At 42.0% G+C, this 18,101-nt stretch carries 18 protein-coding genes and 2 pseudogenes; 5 read left to right on the top strand and 15 right to left on the bottom strand.

From position 1 onward, the window contains the following. Positions 1–195: 195 nt before the first annotated feature. Positions 196–783, bottom strand: coding sequence for a class I SAM-dependent methyltransferase (locus IQ224_RS13310; RefSeq protein WP_002741783.1), 588 nt, complete (start codon positions 781–783; stop codon positions 196–198). A 289-nt stretch (positions 784–1,072) separates the two neighbouring features. On the opposite strand from IQ224_RS13310, the gene IQ224_RS13305 reads away from it, so the two are divergent. Further along, positions 1,073–2,509, top strand: a complete 1,437-nt coding sequence (locus IQ224_RS13305; protein WP_002741782.1) for a folate/biopterin family MFS transporter — start codon at positions 1,073–1,075, stop codon at positions 2,507–2,509. A gap of 96 nt (positions 2,510–2,605) precedes the next feature. Here IQ224_RS13305 and IQ224_RS13300 read toward each other — a convergent pair whose 3' ends face one another. Then, on the bottom strand, positions 2,606–2,827 hold the full coding sequence (locus IQ224_RS13300; RefSeq protein WP_002741781.1) for a type II toxin-antitoxin system HicA family toxin: 222 nt from the start codon (positions 2,825–2,827) through the stop codon (positions 2,606–2,608). After that, positions 2,827–3,072 (bottom strand): type II toxin-antitoxin system HicB family antitoxin, encoded by a 246-nt coding sequence (locus IQ224_RS13295; protein WP_002791247.1) that lies wholly within the window; start codon positions 3,070–3,072, stop codon positions 2,827–2,829. The genes IQ224_RS13300 and IQ224_RS13295 overlap by 1 nt, the downstream gene beginning before the upstream one ends. Positions 3,073–3,090: 18 nt before the next feature. On the opposite strand from IQ224_RS13295, the gene IQ224_RS24600 reads away from it, so the two are divergent. Next, positions 3,091–3,222: a hypothetical protein gene (locus tag IQ224_RS24600; protein ID WP_002741779.1), complete on the top strand. Its 132-nt coding sequence runs from the start codon at positions 3,091–3,093 to the stop codon at positions 3,220–3,222. Here IQ224_RS24600 and IQ224_RS13290 read toward each other — a convergent pair. Next, complete coding sequence (locus IQ224_RS13290) at positions 3,203–3,721, bottom strand: hypothetical protein (protein WP_228036227.1); 519 nt, start codon at positions 3,719–3,721, stop codon at positions 3,203–3,205. The genes IQ224_RS24600 and IQ224_RS13290 overlap by 20 nt on opposite strands. A gap of 584 nt (positions 3,722–4,305) precedes the next feature. Between IQ224_RS13290 and IQ224_RS13285 the strand changes: the two genes are divergently transcribed. Both IQ224_RS13285 and IQ224_RS13280 read left to right on the top strand, forming a co-directional pair. After that, entirely contained in the window at positions 4,306–6,477 is a 2,172-nt protein-coding gene (locus IQ224_RS13285) for a glutamine synthetase III (RefSeq protein WP_194033071.1), read from the top strand. A gap of 105 nt (positions 6,478–6,582) precedes the next feature. After that, positions 6,583–8,052, top strand: coding sequence for a carotenoid oxygenase family protein (locus IQ224_RS13280; RefSeq protein WP_002741775.1), 1,470 nt, complete (start codon positions 6,583–6,585; stop codon positions 8,050–8,052). Positions 8,053–8,096: 44 nt separating this feature from the next. On the opposite strand, the gene IQ224_RS13275 is transcribed toward IQ224_RS13280, so the two are convergent. The 8 genes and pseudogenes from IQ224_RS13275 to IQ224_RS13240 form a co-directional block, all read right to left on the bottom strand. Further along, entirely contained in the window at positions 8,097–8,972 is an 876-nt protein-coding gene (locus tag IQ224_RS13275; protein ID WP_002741774.1) for a Tab2/Atab2 family RNA-binding protein, read from the bottom strand. A gap of 147 nt (positions 8,973–9,119) precedes the next feature. After that, a complete protein-coding gene (locus IQ224_RS13270) occupies positions 9,120–10,139 on the bottom strand; it encodes a glycosyltransferase (protein WP_002741773.1) in 1,020 nt (339 codons plus the stop codon). A gap of 1,216 nt (positions 10,140–11,355) precedes the next feature. After that, positions 11,356–12,795, bottom strand: coding sequence for a hypothetical protein (locus IQ224_RS13265; RefSeq protein WP_036399822.1), 1,440 nt, complete (start codon positions 12,793–12,795; stop codon positions 11,356–11,358). A gap of 300 nt (positions 12,796–13,095) precedes the next feature. Beyond that, the gene (locus IQ224_RS13260) at positions 13,096–13,413 is read right to left on the bottom strand and encodes a DUF3593 domain-containing protein (protein ID WP_002741769.1); all 318 of its coding nucleotides are present in this window, start codon (positions 13,411–13,413) and stop codon (positions 13,096–13,098) included. Further along, positions 13,406–13,717 (bottom strand): DUF2499 domain-containing protein, encoded by a 312-nt coding sequence (locus tag IQ224_RS13255; protein WP_002741768.1) that lies wholly within the window; start codon positions 13,715–13,717, stop codon positions 13,406–13,408. The genes IQ224_RS13260 and IQ224_RS13255 overlap by 8 nt, the downstream gene beginning before the upstream one ends. Before the next feature lie 137 nt (positions 13,718–13,854). Further along, a complete protein-coding gene (gene gshB, locus IQ224_RS13250) occupies positions 13,855–14,838 on the bottom strand; it encodes a glutathione synthase (protein WP_194033070.1) in 984 nt (327 codons plus the stop codon). A 15-nt stretch (positions 14,839–14,853) separates the two neighbouring features. Further along, a complete protein-coding gene (grxC, locus tag IQ224_RS13245; RefSeq protein ID WP_002741762.1) occupies positions 14,854–15,114 on the bottom strand; it encodes a glutaredoxin 3 in 261 nt (86 codons plus the stop codon). A 63-nt stretch (positions 15,115–15,177) separates the two neighbouring features. Next, positions 15,178–15,772 (bottom strand): annotated as a pseudogene (locus tag IQ224_RS13240) (hypothetical protein). Positions 15,773–15,858: 86 nt separating this feature from the next. Between IQ224_RS13240 and IQ224_RS13235 the strand changes: the two are divergent. Then, complete coding sequence (locus IQ224_RS13235; RefSeq protein ID WP_002741759.1) at positions 15,859–16,299, top strand: hypothetical protein; 441 nt, start codon at positions 15,859–15,861, stop codon at positions 16,297–16,299. Here IQ224_RS13235 and IQ224_RS13230 read toward each other — a convergent pair. From IQ224_RS13230 to IQ224_RS13220, 3 genes and pseudogenes are all read right to left on the bottom strand, one after another. Then, positions 16,296–16,583 carry a YggT family protein gene (locus tag IQ224_RS13230; RefSeq protein WP_002733084.1) on the bottom strand — a complete coding sequence of 96 codons (288 nt, stop codon included), beginning with the start codon at positions 16,581–16,583 and terminating at the stop codon, positions 16,296–16,298. The genes IQ224_RS13235 and IQ224_RS13230 overlap by 4 nt on opposite strands. 287 nt (positions 16,584–16,870) lie before the next feature. After that, positions 16,871–17,341, bottom strand: a pseudogene (locus IQ224_RS13225) (hypothetical protein); the annotation flags it as partial. Further along, positions 17,338–18,101: flagellar assembly protein H (locus IQ224_RS13220; protein ID WP_194033069.1), on the bottom strand; the 764-nt coding region annotated here is incomplete at its 5' end. The pseudogene IQ224_RS13225 and the gene IQ224_RS13220, both read right to left, overlap by 4 nt.

Raw genomic sequence — 18,101 nt, 5'->3', positions numbered from 1 at the left:
GGGTGTGGGGTGTGGGGTTTTACCGATTTTGAGGTAGTCAGTTGCCTAATTTTCAGGGAAAAAGTACCTGAATTTTGCCCCCGATCCCCGCAATCGCTGGCACTTTTTGAGGGAAAAAAAGTCTAAAAGTCTTATCCAACAAGGTTTTTAGATTTATTTAGCAAACCCTAGGTAGGCCATACAAAACGATTGCTGTTAGTCAGGAGGGAGGTTGAAAAGTAATCGTGTATCATGGTCTGGCGCCACTTTGAATGCCAAAGCAGACACTTCAAGATTGCGAGCGGCACTATATATCTTTGAAAAGCCCGCCTTTTGCAAGGCTTTCAACAACGATTTATGTGTAAAACCGGTCTTATGGGCAAAAAAGTCTTTTTTACTGCGCTCGATTTCAACGCTATAACCGTAAAGGACATCTAGAACCATAATTGGCCCTGCCGGTGATTGATACAGGACATCATCAATATCTAAACCCCTGTCAATTGTGATCCGCATCAGTTCCTGGATGTCCGGAACCCGAATATGTGCAAAACCGCCGTCCTTAAGTACGTGTAGGAACCCAGCTAGGACTCTCTGTACATCATGTCGGTAGTAGTGCTCAAGGTTATGTGAGCAGTAAACAGCGTCAAACTGACCACTTTCAAGGGTGGTAAGATTACGCGCATCACACACAATATCTGGTGAACCTTTCGGGTCAATATCGAGCAGCAAGTGTTCAAATTCTGAATATTGGGGCGGAAGCGGAATCGCCTTGCTGTTGCCACCTACGTTTAGAACTTTTTTCATCTCTCGCCTTTGTTGGTAAACCTAACTGATGATTATACGGAAAGTTTCCGCATATCACACCAAATGCACATTTTAAAAAAAAATCTTTCTGTCTATTAACAGAGCGATCGCAAAAAACTTTCCCCATAACACGACAATAAGCCTTTTATGGGGAAATTCAACTAAAACCCTAAAATCCAATACCCAACCGCCAAAACCTAAAGCTCAACAGTTAAACCCTAACAGCTAACGCACCGATCGAGCGCTCAATCATTATCATAGAGACAGTAACAAATATTTATGAAACTTCATGCTTATTAATCGCCTTGGCATCGATCGCGGGAAAAAATTCCTTAAAGAGAGTATCTTGTTCGGAAATGACCCTAATCCCGAATTAATTGGCATTTTAGGGGTTTATTTCGTCCAGGGCATTCTCGGACTCTCCCGATTAGCGGTTAGCTTCTTTTTAAAAGACGATTTGGCCTTGAGTCCCTCCCAGATGGGGGCATTAATCGGAGTGGCGGCGATTCCTTGGGTGATTAAACCAGCTTTTGGCTTTCTTTCGGATGGTTTGCCTATTTTCGGCTATCGTCGTCGGCCCTACCTAATTTTATCGGGAATTCTTGGGGTTTTAGCTTGGTTGGCCCTAGCCACTGTGGTGGAGAATGCTTGGCAAGCGATGGCCGCGATCCTGCTTGGTTCCCTTTCTGTCACCATTAGTGATGTCATCGTCGATTCTTTGGTAGTAGAAAGGGCCCGCAGAGAGTCCTTCACTCAATCCGGTTCTCTACAGTCCTTAACTTGGGGAATATCGGCGTTAGGCGGCTTAATTACGGCTTATCTCGGTGGTTGGTTACTGGCACACCTCGGTACTCGTCCTGTCTTCGCTCTCACCGCTATTTTTCCCCTGATTGCCTCAGCCATGGCGTTTTTAATTACAGAGGAAAAAATCAAGAATAACAATGATGCACAATCCACGCCGAAAGTCAAGGAGCAAATCGGGCAATTATGGTCAGCAATTAGACAAAAATCAATTTTATTACCCACTGCCTTTATTTTTCTCTGGCAGGCTACTCCTAGCGCCGATTCTGCCTTTTTTTACTTCACCACCAACGAGTTAGGATTTGAACCGGAATTTTTAGGACGAGTGCGCTTAGTCACCAGTTTAGCCTCGATCCTGGGTATCTGGGTATATCAACGGTTTTTAAAAGCGATTTCCTTTCGTTTAATTTTGGGTTGGAGTACGGTGATTTCTGCGCTTTTAGGGATGACTACCCTACTCTTAGTTACCCATACTAATCGAGCGCTCGGTATTGACGATCATTGGTTTAGTTTGGGGGATAGTCTCATCCTCACCGTCATGGGACAAATTGCCTTTTTACCCGTCTTAATTTTATCAGCCCGTCTTTGTCCCGTGGGTATTGAAGCATCTCTATTCGCTTTATTAATGTCTATCTGGAATATGTCAGGATTAGTTTCCCAAGAAATCGGCGCTTTATTAACCCATTGGTTGGGAGTCACCGAAACTAATTTTGATAACCTTTGGTTATTGGTGGTGATTACTAATCTCTCTACTCTCCTACCTTTACCTCTAATTAAATGGCTACCTTCTACGGATCCGCAATCTCAGGAAGTCAAGAAAACTTTTCCCCCCGCAGAAGTCTTTGAACATCATGTTACCGGTTCTTTAGCTGAACCCGGTTTTATTCCCGAACTTGTCCCCGAATTAATCGACACAAGAGATTGACAGTTCAGAAAAGGGGTTTCTCAAAGAAACCCCTTTTCTATGGCATTCATCTTGCTTAATTGATAACAGTTTTTAACTTTTCCAAGACAGAATTGTTTAACGTAATTTTTCCCATTCTTCTCTACTAATATTTGCTTGTTGTAAAATTTTAGCCAGCAAGCTTTTACTGATATCTACTTGGTGTGGATTAGGAATCCAGATTTTTAATTTTCCCTGCACCATATATTGATGATTTCCTCCTACCAAAAGACCAGAAAATCCCAGCTTTCTCAACTGGCGAATTAACTCTTTCCTTTTGATGGGGGCAAAAGGTGGCATCAGGCGATTTTTTGTTGAGGGGTTAGATTGATACCTTCAACAATCGGTAACTGATGCTGTAAGCGTAATCCTAAAATAACCCAGCCTTCCAAAACTTCCTGTAACTGTTCCTTAGTAGCTTCGAGAGTTGTCCCATTAGCATATACTCCCTCAAATCCCGGAATTTCTCCATAAAAAGTACCGTCTTCTAGAACTTCATAAGTTGCCAGTTCCATTGCTCGTTTTAGATATTTTGTTAGCATCATTGACAGGAATAAAGCTCAGTGATTGTCTCGAAGATTGTCGATTTGATGATCAGTTGTTTTGAACTTGGCGATAATTTTGCCCTGTTTCTCAGCTTACCAGAAAACGGGTTTCTCAAAGAAACCCGTTTTCTCAGTTCCAATGGCGCTTAAATGCCGCTGCCGTTCCCAGTAAGCCTAGGGCCAGCAAACCTAAGACAGAATTTGATTCGGGAACAGGAACAGTCTGGGCAAACCAGACTTCAGAGAGACCAATAGGCCCTGGCGCTGTCCAACCAACGAACCAATTGTTTGCTACATCAATTCTAGCATATTGGGCTTGAATTAAAGGAAAGGAAAAGATTGTCGCTGGTATGTTAGTTGCCGTACCTTCAGGTAGTGTTAGGGTTCCTGATACATAAACTGGACTGCTAAAGTCGGAGTTATTGGAGAGAATTAGTGTGAAATCCTTGATTCCGCGATCAGTAGCTGTGGTATTAAAAGCGTTGTAATTCCACAAAGCCAAGGTATCTAAGAACACAGAACTGCCAAAATCAAAATCAAGATTGACATCAGCAGGAGTCGTCCCGATTTCTAAACGTACTCCCCAGAAATTAGAAAAATCCATACCTGCGACGTGCTGTTGCTGCAAAGCGTTTCCAGGTCCAGTCAACCCATTGCCGTTGGCAGTGTTGACTAAGGCTCCAACGGTGGGAGTAGCAGTGCCTGCATTAAGCGTTAAGGTTGGAGTCGGATTGTAGATGATCGGCAGCGCTTGGACGGGGAGGATAGTCAGTCCAGCGATCGCGCTAACTGTGCCAGCGAAGACAACACCAGAGAGAGAGATTTGAAGTTAGTTGTAAAATTCATGGGCAATTTTGGGCAAATTCCACCAGCATTTTCCCCCCCCCGATTTTGTCAAATATCACTTTTTTAAGTCCAGAAAACAGGTTTCTCAAAGAAACCCGTTTTCTCAGTGCGATCGCTTGGGAAAGATCGGGTTTGGGATATTTGTAATGTTTGATACAAATCTCCCGATTATCTGTTCTTAAGATGAAGGCTGGTGTTGCTAATTGATCGGGAAAGAGGCCGGCGCAAGCAGATAAAAACCGCAGAGAAGCTTGTGCCGTGGGATCAAAATTATTAAGCGGAGAATAGCCTCTGACCGGAATTCAACATCAAAGTTAGTAGGAAACTTGTCATCGCCTAAGTAAAGTAACCCTTCATCCACGACACAACAAAATAGGAAAAATACTTATGAGTTATGGAACCCGTGTTCAAGCTATCTCTCAAGTAACGGATCGTAAACCCCTACCTAGCAAACTTCCTCAACGTTTAGAGGCCCTCTGGGCAACCGATGTCTTTACCCTGAGCAAAATGCAGGCCAGTCTTCCCAAAGATGTATTCAAATCGGTCAAAAACACGATTTTAACCGGGGGAAAATTAGACGTTTCCATCGCCAGTGCGGTGGCGGCAGCGATGAAGGATTGGGCCACGTCCAAAGGGGCGCTGTACTATGCTCACGTCTTCTATCCGATGACCAACGCCACCGCCGAAAAACACGATGGTTTTATCTCCGTGCAGAGCGACGGTTCGGTGATCACGGAATTTACAGGCAAAGTCTTAGTACAGGGGGAGCCGGATGGTTCCTCCTTTCCTAACGGCGGCCTTCGCTCCACCTTTGAAGCGCGGGGTTACACCGCTTGGGATGTCACCAGTCCCGCCTACGTCATGGAGACGGATAATGGTGTAACCCTCTGTATCCCGACGGTTTTCATCTCTTGGACAGGAGAGGCCCTCGACAAAAAAACGCCGCTTTTACGCTCGATTTCATCGATGAGTAAAGCCGCCACCAGGGTGCTTAAACTATTAGGACATACGGAAGTCGCCCCCGTTAACTCCAGCTGCGGCGCTGAACAGGAATATTTCCTCGTAGATGCTCATTTTGCCCATAGTCGTCCCGATTTACTGCTCACCGGTCGCACCCTATTTGGTAAACCCGCCGCCAAGGGTCAACAGTTCGACGATCATTATTTTGGCGCGATTCCCGAACGGGTTCAGGTGTTTATGCAGGAAGTGGAGGAAAGAATGTATCGCCTCGGCATTCCGGCCAAAACCCGCCATAATGAAGTCGCCCCCGGACAGTTCGAGATTGCCCCCTTTTTCGAGGCTGCTAACGTGGCCAGTGACCATCAGCAGTTAATTATGACCTTGCTGAAAAGTACGGCTAAAAAACACGGTTTTGTCTGCCTACTGCACGAAAAACCCTTTGCGGGAATTAATGGTTCAGGAAAACACGTTAACTGGTCCGTCGGCAACGCCACCCAGGGCAATCTGTTAGATCCGGGCGATACTCCTCACGCTAATATGCAGTTTTTGTTATTCTGTGGGGCGGTAATTCGTGGCGTTCACAAGTACGGGCCGCTTTTACGCGCAGTGGTGGCTACCGCCAGCAATGATCACCGTTTGGGGGCAAATGAAGCTCCTCCCGCGATTATTTCGGTATATTTGGGCAGCCAGTTAGAAAAGGTATTCGACCAAATCAGCCAAGGCCGAATTGAGGGTTCTGATGCCCCGGGATTGATGGATCTCGGTGTCGATACCCTGCCGGTATTCCCCAAGGATCCTGGCGATCGCAATCGTACCTCTCCTTTTGCTTTTACGGGCAATCGCTTTGAATTCCGGGCCGTGGGTTCTAATCAGTCAGTTTCTGGGCCGCTGGTGGCGATGAACACGATTCTAGCCGATTCCCTGACTTGGGTGGCGGATAACCTAGAAAGCCGGATGAAAGCTGGGGAAGACCTCAATACTGCCGCCCAGGGTGTTCTTAAGGAGATCATGGACAAACACAGAAATGTGATCTTCGGAGGTAACGGATATTCCCCGGAATGGCACAAAATGGCGGTAGAAGAGCGCGGTTTAGCTAATCTCCGCACCACTGCCGATGCTTTACCCGTGCTGAAAGCCGATTATATTGAAGAACTGTTTACCCGCATGGGTGTGCTTACCCCCGTTGAACTGGAAAGTCGTTTTGATGTCTATGCGGAACAGTATTTGCTGGCCATCGAAGTGGAGGCGAAACTGGTGGTAAGTATGGCTAAAACGATTATTTATCCCGCTGCCGTTCGCTACTTGTCGGAATTGTCCTCGGCGATCTCTAACGCGGCGGCGATCGGCATCGAGATCAATAAGGAAAACGCCCAAACCGTCTCGAATCTGATTAAGTTAATGATGGATAGCGTTGCCAAACTGAGTGAGGCCATTGCTAAACACGATTTTGACTCGATCGAGGAACATATGCAGCATTCCGCTCAAACAATCCGTCCCTTGATGGATAAGGTGCGCGAATATGCTGACACGCTGGAAGGAGAAGTGGCCGACAATTTCTGGCCTCTACCTACCTATCAGGAAATGTTGTTTGTTAAATAACACGACGGCAAAGAGGGGGTAAATAAATGATTCGGCACCCCCTTCTTTTTATCTCTGGTAGTTTTAAGTTATGTTAAGAAAAGTAAATATAAACTTAAAACTACTATGGTATTAACTCCGACAATTGGCGAAAAATCCTATAATCGTCAGGATTGGCAAAAAGGCTATCAATCCCAACCTAACGAGTACGATTACGAGGTGGAAGACATTGAGGGGCAAATTCCCCCCGATTTACAGGGTACAGTCTTTAAAAACGGCCCCGGTTTACTCGATATCGCTGGCACTGCGATCGCTCATCCCTTCGATGGGGATGGTATGATCAGTGCGATTAGCTTCAACCATGGGCGCGTACATTATCGTAATCGTTTTGTGAAAACTGAGGGTTATCTCAAGGAAAAGGAAGCGGGAAAACCCCTTTATCGCGGTGTTTTCGGCACGAAAAAACCAGGGGGAATTTTCGGCAATGCTTTTGATTTGCGTCTGAAAAATATTGCTAATACTAATGTTATCTACTGGGGTAATAAATTACTGGCACTTTGGGAAGCGGCCGAACCCCATCGTCTCGATGCTAAAACCCTTAATACTATTGGTTTAGACTATCTCGATGGTATCTTAGAAAAAGGCGATGCTTTTGCCGCTCATCCTCGCATCGATCCCGCTTGTATCTTCGATAATCATCAACCTTGTCTGGTAAATTTTGCCATCAAAACGGGTTTGTCGAGTGCCATTACTCTCTACGAAATTAGTCCCACGGGTAAGTTATTACGTCGTCATACCCACAGCATACCGGGCTTTTGTTTTATCCACGATTTTGTTATTACTCCCCACTACGCTATCTTTTTCCAAAACCCGGTTGCTTATAATCCTTTTCCCTTTCTTTTTGGGTTAAAAGGTGCGGGAGAATGCGTTATCAATCAACCAGATAAGTTAACTAGGATTATTATTATCCCCCGGGATGCTAACAAAGGAGAAGTGAAAGTTTTAGAAACTCCATCGGGTTTTGTCTTCCATCATAGCAATGCTTTTGAACAAGGGGAGAAAATTTATATTGATTCTATTTGTTATCAATCCTTACCACAACTGGATTCAAATAGCAGTTTTCAATCGGTAGATTTTGATAGTTTAGCTCCGGGACATCTGTGGCGATTTACACTAAATTTATCAGAAAATACCGTTACAAGAGAATGTATTCTAGAGCATTGTTGTGAATTTCCCAGCATTAATCCTGCAAAAGTTGGTCGAGATTACTGTTATTTATACATCGCTGCCGCTCATCATGCCACTGGTAATGCTCCTTTGCAAGCAATCTTAAAACTGGACTTATTAACGGGAGAAAAACAATTACATTCTTTTGCTCCCCGGGGATTTGCTGGTGAACCAATTTTTGTGCCTAAACCCGATGGAATTGCTGAAGATGATGGTTGGTTATTGGTAGTCACCTACGATGCGGCCAATCATCGATCGAATGTGGTAATCTTAGATGCTAAAGATATCACTAATTCCCTAGGGGTTATCCATCTTAAACATCATATTCCCTACGGGTTACACGGTAGTTGGACCCGACAATGTTTTTAAGTTAATTGTCTAGGGGTGGATTGAAAACCCACCTTAACTAAACTTTACTCTTGAGAGCCTTCTTGTAGTAGCCAAAAACCGGCGAAGGATTGCGATTCAGGGTTAGATTGAATGGCTAAAAAATGCAGATTATTGGCTTTTTGTTTAGCTTCTTCAAAGTTTTTAGCTTCGTTTAAAGTCTCGGCATTAGTGACGTTGACGAGAATCCAGCTATCACTAGCACCCGTTTCTAAACGTAGCAGAGGACGAGAACTGGTTTCTAACTTTAAATAGGCCATTTCTAACCCTGACATCCAACCAGCTAATGGTAAAGCACGGGGAGAAAAAATAACTAAACCGGGGATTTTTAGATTCTCATCTAATCCCATCCCTAGTATAGGCAAATTCTCTCCGAAGCTAATATCCCAATCTTTTAAATCATGAAAAGAAGACAATTCTAGCGTGACAAAGGCCCATTTATCTGCCTTATCTCCCCGGACAGCATCGGGAAGGGGAACTGCATTTAAAGGAGGATAATTCACGGAAGCGGTTTTAGTTAAATTTTGATCATAACCAACTTCTTGGGGGTAGAAATTGGCCATTCTTTCTTCTATCCATCTAGTGAGAGCATGAGTGCGACGACTAGGGGAAGCGGGAATACCGATATCCTCGCAAGCTTTGCTAATCATGTTATTCATCTGACGACGGAAAAAGCGAATTTTTTTGGGAGTTACTCCCGCTGCCTTGATAGCTGCAGTAATTGCCTCTCCTAACCATTGGGAATTAACCATCGTATTAGGACAATAACTGGCATATTTAAATAGTGTATCGGAGGAGCGATCGATTGTTGCCGGAGTTTCACAGATTAATAATTCCCATCTTTTTTTATTATTTTCATCCACCACCGGCCGCGAATAAAAATCAAGTTCCCAAATAGTCATATTTTTTTCAGTTATCAGTTATCAGCTATCAGTGATTCAGTTATCAGTGATTCAGTTATCAGTTATCAGATTTGAGTTTTCAGTGAACAATATTAAGTGGCAAGTTCCGAGATGTCTTTTCACTGATTACTGTTTACTGATTACTGATTACTGCTCACTGAAAAATTCCCTATCCCCAACAACAGTACGAACGCGGTAGATAGGACGTTTTTGGGATTCATGGTAAGTTCGCATTAAAATTTCTGCTAAAAGACCAAAACAGAGTAATTGTACCCCAGTTAAAAAGAATAACACAGCTAGGATTAACAAAGGTCGATCGCCGATTTCTTGTCCGAAACCGAGTTTGAGAATAGTCAGATAAGTGCCTAAAATAATCCCCACTACCATGGATAACAGTCCGTAGAGTCCAAAAATGTGCATCGGACGGGTGAGGAACTTTTTCATAAAAAAGACAGTAAATAAGTCCATAATCACGCGAATTGTGCGACCTAAACCATATTTACTCTGTCCGAACCGTCTAGCGTGGTGATTAACGGGAATTTCGGTTATTTTTGCCCCTTCAATAAAAGCTAATGCGGGTAAAAAGCGATGTAATTCCCCGTAGAGATTCATATCGGCGACTAATTCGGATCGATAGGCTTTCAAAGAACAACCGTAGTCGTGTAATTTGACCCCTGTTACCCTTGCTATCAGCCAATTAGCTATTTTTGAGGGTAAAAGCCGTTTTACCTGGTCATCTTGGCGATTTTTGCGCCAGCCACTCACGAGGTCATAACCTTCCTCTAATTTGGCCAATAATAGGGGTATATCATTGGGATCGTTCTGTAAATCGCCGTCGAGGGTAATGATGACCCGTCCCGTGGCATAATTAAATCCGGCAGCCATAGCCGGGGTTTGTCCGTAGTTGCGTCGCAATATTACCGCCTTGAGATCATGGCGATTTTTAGCTAAATTAGTTAAAACCTCGGTGGAACCGTCCTTAGAACCGTCGTCAACACAGATAATCTCGTAGTTAATTTGATAAGAACGCAAAATCGAGGCGATACTCTCCACGAGATGGGGGATACTGTCCACTTCGTTATAAATGGGAACCACTACCGATAAAGTCTGGGTGGCAGCCTGCGGGTTGGGTTCATTGACACTGATGGACGGTGTAATCGGGGACATAGTTGACTGACGTGGGGACGTTCTGGGGCGATTGTATCACAATTGAGGGGTTAGGCGCAGAAGATCGAAATTAAGTGATAGACACAATTTCCCTAACTCCTGATTCCCGCAACCGATATTAACGTCAGTTCAGGGGCAGATGAGAGATTATTCTCGTTGCCAACCGCGGTTATCTTATCTATTCTAAACTTACCGATTTCCATAGGTGTATTGTCATTGATATTGCTAACAACAGCATTACCGACCAAATTATAAAAGTCCAGCGACGATTCCATCGATATATAAAATAATTAAACGGCAATAAAACTATACGGTTATTATAAGTGATATTATAAGTGACTAGCTTCAAAGTTGGCTCTTGTAAAGTTGGCTTTTGTATTTCACTTGATTGAGCTATTGTCTGAGTAATGCAAGAATCAGATATGGACGAATTAACCTTACAGGCTACATTTACTATGCGTTGCCCCAGCCTAAACTCTAAGTAGCGACGTTCTGGAGGTACTAAATATCCCTGGACATCTTCCAACGCAAAACTCAAGATAATTGAGAGAGATTGTATAATAATCGACAGGAAAATTATTGTCTTTATTATCCAATTTTTAAATCCTCGACTTCTAAACATAAATTCTATAAGTACAGGAATTAAAGGGAGGAGAATTAAATGGACAGACGTGACGTGATAACGAGCAGCCCATGCACTATCACCGTGCCAGAAATCTAGATAACTGGTTACGGCTATATGTAATACTAAATTTAACAAAACACTGAGAAGATATAATTTAATCTCCGGTAGAAAACGTTTCCAAAAAACAATTCCTAAAATTAAGCAGGGTAACAATAAATGATCATAAATAAAAATACTTTTGGCTGGTGAAAATAACGATCACCAAAGACCGATAGGATCGGGCAATATCGGCCAATTTTCAGGAAATTCAGGTAAATTAGACCAAAAGGGATGATTATGAATTTGTTTAACCCATAATCTTTGTCCAGTCATCCAGGGGCTTCCATAGTGGATATAATCCAAGACTCTCCCCAATAAAAATAGAGGTAGAAAGCCCCCCAACCAGATTAATCCGTACTTAAAGATAATTTTTCTATGTCGATACTTGTAAAAAAGGTAAGTAATAAAGAACAGAAGTAAGGCAACTAAAGCAACCTTAATTATCCTGTTCATATTTTATCTACCAGTTCAAAATATAGGGAAATCATAACACTAAAGAAAAATAGAATGAATTATTTGATAAAGACCTCGGTAGGGATAGTCCTGTAGAGAAGGTGGATAAACAACTATAATAGAATAGGTGGGAATGAGGAGGTTAATGTAAAGAAGTGCTGAAATAGTTAAATAAAGCCATTTAGGAAAATCTTGGTTTTCTTGTAACCAAATATCTAAACTAATCAATATTCCTAAAAAACCGAAGCCCACATTACGAGTTGTATCGAATGCGAAACCAACTAATGCAATCGGGAACAAGATCATACTCAGAAGGCTTAAGAATAGCATACTCTCTTTCTTCATCAGAAGAAAATAGCTTAACAGAGCAAAAACTAACCATAACAACTTATAGGAGAAAAAAATTCCTATCATTCCCAGTTGCCAATTTTCCAAAAATATCTTGAACACAGATACTTCTGAATGAGTTGCTAAAGCATTAGCCATACTTCCCCGTGTAGCAAACCAAATCAGAAGATAAAATGCGATGGCAAGTAAAGCTTGAAAAATCTCTTTTTTAGGAAAACAAAAAATAATTAGTGGCACAAGGGCAAATAGGCTAGATTCATGATTAAGTAAACAAAGAGCAATGACTGACATTCTTCCTTGACTACTCATGGGAATAATCGCCATTAAAAGGATTAAAATAAAACTTATTTGATCCACATAACCAACCCAGATAAAATCAACCATTATATAGCTACTGGTAGCTAGGGATAAGTAGAATAAGAACTTCTGAGTTGGTGATAGAGAAGATGCAGTCCACTGTTTTTGGGGATTATCAAGGTAACGAAAATATTTTCTAGCTTCAAAAAATATTAAAGTTATCCAGATCAGTAGGTAGGTGTTAACCAAAGAGAAAACATAGTAAAGAAAAAAACCTCTGAATTGTAAAAAGTAAGCAATGAAAGGTTTTAAAATTCTGCGATAATACCAGCCTGTATTTTCCGAAAAAGGGTCTCTAGTCATTCTGCCATATTCTACTCCCATTCCCGATAGCCCAGATACATTTGAATTTAATCCTTCGGGATAAGAGTAAGGAAATACTAGCAGAGACAAAATAATAAATATAATTAATGCCACGCAAGCTAAATATCTAATTTTTATCTTTTTCCAAACCGATTTAGAATTAAATAAATCGATAATTAATGGTGATATTATTATCAAAAATGAGACAGAAAATAGTAACCCTTTCAGAGGAATTAAAACTTGATACAGGATAGTATTTTGCAGGGATGTTACATTCAGATATTCTTTGAAAATACTCAATAACTTAGTTAAAGCCCCTGATAATTTATCCTTAGGAGCATTAACTATACAATAGGAAATAATAATAGCACTCCACAGAAGTACATTGCTTATGGCAACATTAGGAACATAAGTATTAAAAGATACGTACTTTCTGTACCTTTCCGATAAGGGGGCTGTGAAGATATTCAAATATTACCTCCTGGATTTAAAACTATAAGGGTATATATAAACTCGATTTAAATCTGCTGTAAATTGCCCTAGAGCCCAATTTTATGAGTTCTGACAAGGAACAATGGTAGAAAAAATAAATCGATAAACTGCGCTAGTATTTAGCCCCAAACCTCAAATTATTTTGCTTTTCCTCGTCTTATTTGTTATGAGCTTATATATTTCCGTACACATTATGTTCAATAGCACTGACAAAATATAAATTTTATTTCTGAATTGTAATCAGAGTCATCGAGATTGACAATGAGTATAAACACTTAATTATTTCGGACTTATGATTTTCTCCCCACTCGCTGCTCCCTTTTTGGCTAAAATTGCCTGACGAAAACCTAAGACAACGAGAATATTCGAGAGGGTGAGGAAAAATTCGGCACTGCCGTGTAACCAATCGACGTTAGCTAATTCTTGACCATAGTGGATTTTGGCGTAGATACCGGCAGGAATGGTGATAAAAACGAAGATTAACAGCACATAAAAGCCAATTAAGGCTAAACGGGGCATTTTTCCTGAACGAGTGACAAACCAAAGAAACCCCAGATAGGGAAACAGGGAAATGGCAAATAAACTCTCTTTATTCATTGTTAACGCTAATTTTACTGGAACGCCACAGCCACCAACCGGCAGCACAGAGGGTAAAATTTCCTAAGACAGTCATGGCTGCCTGTAGGGTGACTAACCAGGATAAGGCACTGATATTATCAAAAAAATGCCATGTACAGGCACACATAGCCCCAATTAAAGCGGGTAACATCCCCCAAGATAACATTCGCCACGATCGATCGCTACTGATGTCGCTATAGGTCCAGACTAACCAGATCGCCGCTATCCATTCTACGACACTCGATACATGAACTATCCACGTCGGTATTGATAAAGCATTCATTTTTTTACAGTTATCAGTTATCAGTTATCAGTTATCAGTGGGTAAGTTATCAGTTATCAGATTTGAGTTTTAAGTGAGCAGTATTAAATAGAAGTTTCCTACTGTCTTTTCGCTGATTAATGTTTACTGTTTGCTGTTCACTGAAAATACTCTCCATTTCCCGAAAAATTTTCTAGCCATTTAATCACCTGTTGACCTAAACTAACATTGTTTAATCGATCGATCTCGCGAATGCCGGTGGGACTGGTGACATTAACTTCCGTGAGATAGCCACCAATCACATCTAATCCGACAAAATACAGGCCATCTTCTCGTAATTTTGGGGCTAAAGTGGCACAGATTTCTAATTCTCGATCGCTGATTTCTGTTTTTGCTACTCGTCCACCCACAGCCATATTACCGCGAAATTCTGAACCAGTAGGAATGCGATTAACTGCCCCGATGGGTTCACCATTGAGGACAATAATGCGTTTATCTCCTTCTTTGGCAGCTGGTAAATAATCTTGAATCATTACCGGTTCTTGTCCCCATTTTGTGCTAATTTCAATCATTGAATTGAGATTGCGATCTTCGGGACTAAGAAATAAAATTCCCTCCCCTGCTTTACCCCCCAAAGGTTTCATAACTGCCGCCCCTTTTTGGTTGACAAATTCCCTAATCGTTGCTTTATCTTGGGAAACAATTGTAGCTGGCATTACCTGAGCAAAGTGAATAGTATATAACTTTTCGTTGGCATGGCGTAAACCCCTAGTTGAGTTAATTACCTGAGTTTTTTTGGGATCAATCAAGTCTAATAAATAGGTGGCATAAAGATAGGTAATTGTCACGGGTGGGTCTTTTCGCATCCAGACAAAATCGAAGTTTTCTAGGCAGGTAAAAACTGTCTCTTGTCTTTGATACCATTGAGATACAGCCACCCAATGATTATCTTTTAACTCCACAGGAACCAGTTCAACTTTAGTTAGTTTTGCCCAAGCTTTTCCCGCAATCGCACTGAGATCTGTGATGGAAGTCATCCAGACTTCATGTCCTAATAATTGGGACGCTTCCATGATAGCTACACTGGTATCATGGCCCGGATCTAAATACTCGATCGGATCGATAATAAAGGCTAGTTTCATTAATAGTTTTTATCCTTAATTCTGCAACAGGGGAGCTAAACCACCACTTCTCTCTAAAGCATAGATGTCATCGCAGCCCCCGATGTGTTGATCGTTTATAAAAATTTGTGGTACACTTGTACGTCCATTGGCGCGATCGGACATTTTGGCTCGCGCTCCTTCATCGCCATCGATACAATATTCGGTAAACTCCACCCCTTTTTTCTTGAGTAATGCTTTAGCGCGGATACAGAAAGGACAGGAACTCCAAGTATAGATCTCAACATTAGCGGCCATAAAATTTATCTTCCTTCTTTACATATCTTAAATTTTAGCCGATAACCGAGCAGTGATCTTCCTTCAGGTCAGAAAACGCCAATTAGGGCGATTCCACCGATATATTCCTTGTATTTCCCATTCTTCACCGTTTTGAAAGCGAATACGGCAACTAACAGGGGGGGGAGTCATCCTCACTTTCATTTACTTCTATTACCTCACAGGGAAACCAGTCGCAACTATCGGCAGCGTCTGCGGGAATCCATTCCCATAATCCATTAGACACCTCGATCGCATCTCCTACCTGTAATTTTTCTCTGGTTAACCTTAATTTTTGTAAATATTCTTGCCAATGAATCGGTTTTATGCTATTCAACCAAGCCAAGCCATACCGATCGCGGATAAATTGTACCGCACCGGAAGGGCGATCATTAAGCCAATCATTGAGGAGGGAACTTTTCCAAGCTAAATTTTCCCGTTCTTGTTTGAGGATAAATTCCAGTAAAATCTCCCTTTGCATAGATGTTAATTCGTCGAGGGGATTGCCATCAGCGAGGGAATTTCGCTCAAAAAACACCTCTAACAAAATTTCTTTTTGTTGTTGATTGAGAGGACAGAATAAAGCCTCACACTGGAGAAAAGCCGCTTTGAGAGTGGTTTCAATCTCATCTCGATCCATGAGAGTCCTAAAAAAGCTGATTTCAAAGGGTGACGATCCACGATAATCTAAGTATTGGGGAAATCATACCGTAAAATCACTCATCTATGACACCACGCTCGCTCACCGTTTTGCTCCTTTCTGTTCTTTTCTGGCTGTCTAGCTGGCTTATCATCCCTACTGCTCAAGCTTTGACCCCAATTCAACTATTAGATGTATCTTATAAAGACTGTCCCCCCGAATTAGCCGAGGGGAGTGTCACCAGTGGGGGAACCAGTTTTCCAGCTAATTGTTTTTTAATCACCGGCAAAGCTAAAAATAATTCCGGCAAAACCGTCTATGATGCCGATGTTTTTGGTCGGATTTACGATGCTAACGGGGAACCGGCTTTACAAAATCGTAGCCGGGTGGGGGCGATTCCCGAAGTGCCGCCGGGGATTAGTGATTTCGAGATCAGAATTTCTGTTTCTACCAATCAACCAACCCCCTTGCGACTGGAAAAATTCAAAGCTTCCGGTTTTACCAGTAGTGTTGATCCCCGGATTTAGAAACCGCTGCTGACCAGACTGCTAGCCCCTGTGGCTACGACACTCTGAACAACGTTGAGGAGCAGGAAAGCGAGGATCGGGGACAAGTCCATCCCGCCTAGGGGTGGGATAATCGAGCGAAAGAGGTTTAAATAAGGATCGGTAATCGGACTGAGAAAAGACATAATCTGATAGGCCCAACCAGCATTTTGGAACCAAGTCAGTAAAACCCTAACAATTAGGATTACCGAGTAAATTTGTAGGAAATTGTTGATTATCGTCAAAATAAACCCTATATCGCTCATAAATAAATATTCCCTCAAGAGGGCGTGATGGTTAGTTTAGCTTTGATCTTACCAAAAAAATCGTCTTTAGTTACTCTCGCCGTCCTATCTTAGTGGTTTTGACCAGCTATCGGCATTCCTCCCGGTTGACGGACACCGGGTAAGAAAACTGAATACAGTAGTTATCTTAATAGTGAGGTACGCAGTTTTCCTTTTGGGGAGACTCCGATTATTCAAGTAGTTTTTCCATAACCTTTGTATTCTCTGCATAAGTGAGATGCTCCCGAGTATTTACCGAATCACTACCTCTCAGGAGTGATAGGCAATTGATTAATAGCGATAATTGCCGTGCGATAAAGCAAGGGAAGAAAATAGACTCCTTCTGGCCAATCTGGGTCTAATTTTGCCCCAAATCCTTCTAAAACAGTGATACCAACGGAAGGGGATAAAATCCACAAACGAGGAGCATTATCTTCATTGTAGCTCTGATTTTCCCGTTTGGCTTGTCTTTGCAGTTCGGATAAAATCGTCAAAAGTTTCGCTAAACAATTACGAATCTCGCTCCGATTGGGAGGATTGCGATAGGGTTCAATTAAGACAGTATTAAGGACAATTCTGCCTAATAATCCCAGATAATCGGGGTTGGGTTCGGGATTGGGGGAAAAAAATAAATCTATCTGTCGAGTTTCGTCGCTGACTTCTTTGCTGATTTCGACGATTCCCAGGGGAGAAAGTAATTGTTCAAGGTAATTTTTGGCAAATTGGTCATGGGGTTTCATGAAGTTTCTTGAATAGCTTGTCGGACTTGTTCTAAGTCTAAATCCAAAGCTTGAGCGATTTGTTCCACACTTAAACCCAAGGCCAGCAAACGGGGAATAGATTCCAGTTTACCCTCTAGTTTTCCTCGCTCTAGTCCTTGTTCAAGTCCTTGTTCGAGTCCTTCCCGTTTAGTTGCTTCCTTCCATTCCTGATAGGTTTGAGATAAGGTCATAAACACCTCTCTATCCTCAGTTTCCAGGATGTTATTTACTTCCATACTAACCCGCCAACTAATCAATAATTCCAGCACATTTTCCCGGAAAGCATTACCTTGAGGTAATTCTAACAATTCTCGCACCGCTTGGTTTTGCGTTTTTCCCCGTCCTAATAATCTTAACCAAAGAGTCTCAGCAGTCACAGGCAATTGATTAATAGCGATAATTGCCGTGCGATAAAGCAAGGGAAGAAAATAGACTCCTTCTGGCCAATCTGGGTCTAATTTTGCCCCAATACTCTCTAAAAGAGTCAGACTAGCGGAAGGGGATAAAATCCACAAACGAGGGGCATTATCTTCATTATTGTAGCTCTGATTTTCCCGTTTGGCTTGTCTTTGCAGTTCGGATAAAATCGCCAAAAGTTTTGCTAAACAATTACGAATCTCGCTACGGTTGGGAGGATTGCGATAGGGTTCAATTAAGACAGTATTAAGGACAATTCTGCCTAATAATCCCAGATAATCGGGGTTGGGTTCGGGATTGGGGGAAAAAAATAAATCTATCT

The organism is Microcystis sp. LEGE 00066, assembly GCF_015207925.1.
GTDB classification, from domain to species: domain Bacteria; phylum Cyanobacteriota; class Cyanobacteriia; order Cyanobacteriales; family Microcystaceae; genus Microcystis; species Microcystis ichthyoblabe_A.
Note: the sequence above shows the minus strand (reverse complement) of the source record. Positions and strands in the feature narration are given on the sequence as shown.

What these genes read in the sequence shown, in the direction of transcription:
- IQ224_RS13255 (WP_002741768.1), bottom strand. Translation starts at nt 13,717, where the DNA reads ATGAATGCTTTATCAATACCGACGTGGATAGTTCATGTATCGAGTGTC.
- IQ224_RS13295 (WP_002791247.1), bottom strand. Translation starts at nt 3,072, where the DNA reads ATGATGCTAACAAAATATCTAAAACGAGCAATGGAACTGGCAACTTAT.
- IQ224_RS13285 (WP_194033071.1), top strand. Translation starts at nt 4,306, where the DNA reads ATGAGTTATGGAACCCGTGTTCAAGCTATCTCTCAAGTAACGGATCGT.
- IQ224_RS13270 (WP_002741773.1), bottom strand. Translation starts at nt 10,139, where the DNA reads ATGTCCCCGATTACACCGTCCATCAGTGTCAATGAACCCAACCCGCAG.
- IQ224_RS13275 (WP_002741774.1), bottom strand. Translation starts at nt 8,972, where the DNA reads ATGACTATTTGGGAACTTGATTTTTATTCGCGGCCGGTGGTGGATGAA.
- IQ224_RS13260 (WP_002741769.1), bottom strand. Translation starts at nt 13,413, where the DNA reads ATGAATAAAGAGAGTTTATTTGCCATTTCCCTGTTTCCCTATCTGGGG.
- IQ224_RS13300 (WP_002741781.1), bottom strand. Translation starts at nt 2,827, where the DNA reads ATGCCACCTTTTGCCCCCATCAAAAGGAAAGAGTTAATTCGCCAGTTG.
- IQ224_RS13310 (WP_002741783.1), bottom strand. Translation starts at nt 783, where the DNA reads ATGAAAAAAGTTCTAAACGTAGGTGGCAACAGCAAGGCGATTCCGCTT.
- grxC (WP_002741762.1), bottom strand. Translation starts at nt 15,114, where the DNA reads ATGGCCGCTAATGTTGAGATCTATACTTGGAGTTCCTGTCCTTTCTGT.
- IQ224_RS13235 (WP_002741759.1), top strand. Translation starts at nt 15,859, where the DNA reads ATGACACCACGCTCGCTCACCGTTTTGCTCCTTTCTGTTCTTTTCTGG.
- IQ224_RS13305 (WP_002741782.1), top strand. Translation starts at nt 1,073, where the DNA reads ATGCTTATTAATCGCCTTGGCATCGATCGCGGGAAAAAATTCCTTAAA.
- IQ224_RS13230 (WP_002733084.1), bottom strand. Translation starts at nt 16,583, where the DNA reads ATGAGCGATATAGGGTTTATTTTGACGATAATCAACAATTTCCTACAA.
- IQ224_RS13280 (WP_002741775.1), top strand. Translation starts at nt 6,583, where the DNA reads ATGGTATTAACTCCGACAATTGGCGAAAAATCCTATAATCGTCAGGAT.
- gshB (WP_194033070.1), bottom strand. Translation starts at nt 14,838, where the DNA reads ATGAAACTAGCCTTTATTATCGATCCGATCGAGTATTTAGATCCGGGC.